Source organism: Stenotrophomonas maltophilia group sp. Smal13 (genome assembly GCF_030236855.1).
GTDB classification, from domain to species: Bacteria; Pseudomonadota; Gammaproteobacteria; order Xanthomonadales; family Xanthomonadaceae; genus Stenotrophomonas; species Stenotrophomonas maltophilia_A.
The window spans coordinates 1-2,021 of sequence record NZ_JASJSQ010000167.1; the positions used below are offsets into that span (position 1 = coordinate 1).

The window sequence follows — 2,021 nt, forward strand, 5'->3', positions numbered from 1 at the left end:
CCACCTTCCGCGACCACCCACGAGGGGCTCCGCCGTTGGCTGGGAACCCCTAGGCCACCGCTTCGACCAGCAGCGTGCTGCCCTGCACCGCCACCACCCGCACCCACGTACCCGCAGGCAGCTCCGGACCGCTCACCTGCCAGGACGCATCGTCAATGCTGACCCGTCCCTGGCCACCGACGATGGCCTGCTGCAATGCGACCTCCCGGCCGACCAGCTGCTCGGCACGGCGGTTGAGCAACGGCGCATCGCTGGGCCGTGCCCGCGGCCTCCCCCAGCGCCGGTAGCACTGGATCGAGACCACACTCAGCAGGACGAAAGCGATCACCTGCCACAACAGTGGAATGTCGCTGAACACCGCAACCAGTACGAACACTGCCGCCGCGCCAATGCCGATCCACAGCATGAACGCACCCGGCGCCAGCGCTTCGGCCGCGAACAGCAGCAGCGCCAGCGCGCCCCAACCGACGACTTCCCAGCGCATGTCAGCCTCCGAGCGGCGGCGGCCGCTTGCCCGCGGCCTTGTTGTCCTGGCTGGCCAGCGCCTGCTTCGCCAGTTCGGCCACGCCCGCGATCGAACCGATCACGCCACTGGCCTCCATCGGCATCAGCACCAGCTTCTGGTTCGGCGAACTGGCCAGCTCCTTGAACGCTTCCACGTACTTCTGCGCGACGAAGTAGTTGATCGCCTGCACGTCACCCTCGGCAATCGCGGCCGACACCACCTTGGTCGCCATCGCTTCGGCCTCGGCCAGGCGCTCGCGCGCCTCGGCATCGCGGAACGCGGCTTCGCGACGGCCTTCAGCTTCCAGCACGGTGGCCTGCTTCTCGCCATCGGCGCGCAGGATCTCCGACTGCCGTGAACCCTCTGCCTCGAGGATCTGCGCGCGCTTTTCGCGCTCGGCCTTCATCTGCCGCGCCATCGCATCCAGCAGATCGCGCGGCGGCTGGATGTCGCGGATCTCGATGCGGTTGACCTTCACGCCCCAGGGATTGGTGGCATGGTCGACCACGCTCAGCAGCTGGGCATTGATCACCTCGCGCTGGCTGAGCGATTCATCCAGATCCATCGAACCGATCACGGTACGGATGTTGGTCTGCACCAGGGCGATCATCGCCACTTCCAGGTTGGCCACCTCATAGGCGGCCTTGGCGGCATCCAGTACCTGGAAGAACACCACGCCGTCCACGCGCACGGCGGCGTTGTCCTTGGTGATCACTTCCTGGCTGGGCACGTCCAGCACCTGCTCCATCATGTTCACCTTGCGCCCCACCCCGTACACGATCGGGATCAGGAAATGCAGGCCGGGGGTCATGGTGTGCGTGTAGCGCCCGAAGCGCTCGACGGTCCACTCGTAGCCCTGGGGCACCATCCGTACTGCCTTGAACAGGATCACCACGGCCACGAAGGCCAGTACCACGGTAAAGAACATGGTCGGGAACATCTTGCTTTCCTTATCTATGACGTCCAGGCCCCAGCATAGCGCGTGAAGGCCACATTCACAGCGGAGCTACCAGGGCACGCGCCCGCGCAGGATGTCGGCGAACATCACCCAGTCGCCCATGAACGAGTACAGCGGGTGCTGGAAGGTGGCCGGGCGGTTCTTCTCGAAGAAGAAATGGCCGACCCAGGCGAAGCTGTAACCGCAGAACAGGGCGGCCAGCAACAGCACCGGCTGCCCGCGCAGGATCGCTGCAACGACCAGCAGCAGCACGCCGCAGCTGCCGACGAAGTGCAGCCGGCGCGATACCGGGTGGCGGTGCTCGCTGAGATAGAACGGATAGAACTCGCGGAAGCTGGCGAAGCGGGACATGTGCGTGTTCCGGGGGCCGTGGTCACCGCCATCATGCGCCTTCCCGGGAGGGAAAGCGGCCTGGACAGCGTGGCCGATTCTGACAAGTCAGTGCATGATCCGGTGGCGCTGCCTTTGTAGAGGCGAGCCATGCTCGACTGGCCCTCCCAGTTGCAGTCGAGCATGGCTTGTATGTTCCTCCCGGCTCCTACGCGGTATGTAGGAGCC

At 65.6% G+C, this 2,021-nt stretch carries 3 protein-coding genes; all 3 read right to left on the reverse strand.

Features of this window, described 5'->3' with window-relative positions:
- Positions 1-49 precede the first annotated feature (49 nt).
- The 3 genes from QRO95_RS25155 to QRO95_RS25165 all read right to left on the reverse strand — a co-directional run bounded on the left by QRO95_RS25155 (position 50) and on the right by QRO95_RS25165 (position 1,814).
- Positions 50-484, reverse strand: a complete 435-nt coding sequence (locus QRO95_RS25155) for an NfeD family protein (protein WP_285303743.1) — start codon at positions 482-484, stop codon at positions 50-52.
- Between the two features lies 1 nt (position 485).
- Positions 486-1,445 carry an SPFH domain-containing protein gene (locus QRO95_RS25160; RefSeq protein WP_005410704.1) on the reverse strand — a complete coding sequence of 320 codons (960 nt, stop codon included), beginning with the start codon at positions 1,443-1,445 and terminating at the stop codon, positions 486-488.
- Between the two features lie 66 nt (positions 1,446-1,511).
- Positions 1,512-1,814: a DUF962 domain-containing protein gene (locus QRO95_RS25165; RefSeq protein ID WP_049422150.1), complete on the reverse strand. Its 303-nt coding sequence runs from the start codon at positions 1,812-1,814 to the stop codon at positions 1,512-1,514.
- Between the last annotated feature and the right edge of the window lie 207 nt (positions 1,815-2,021).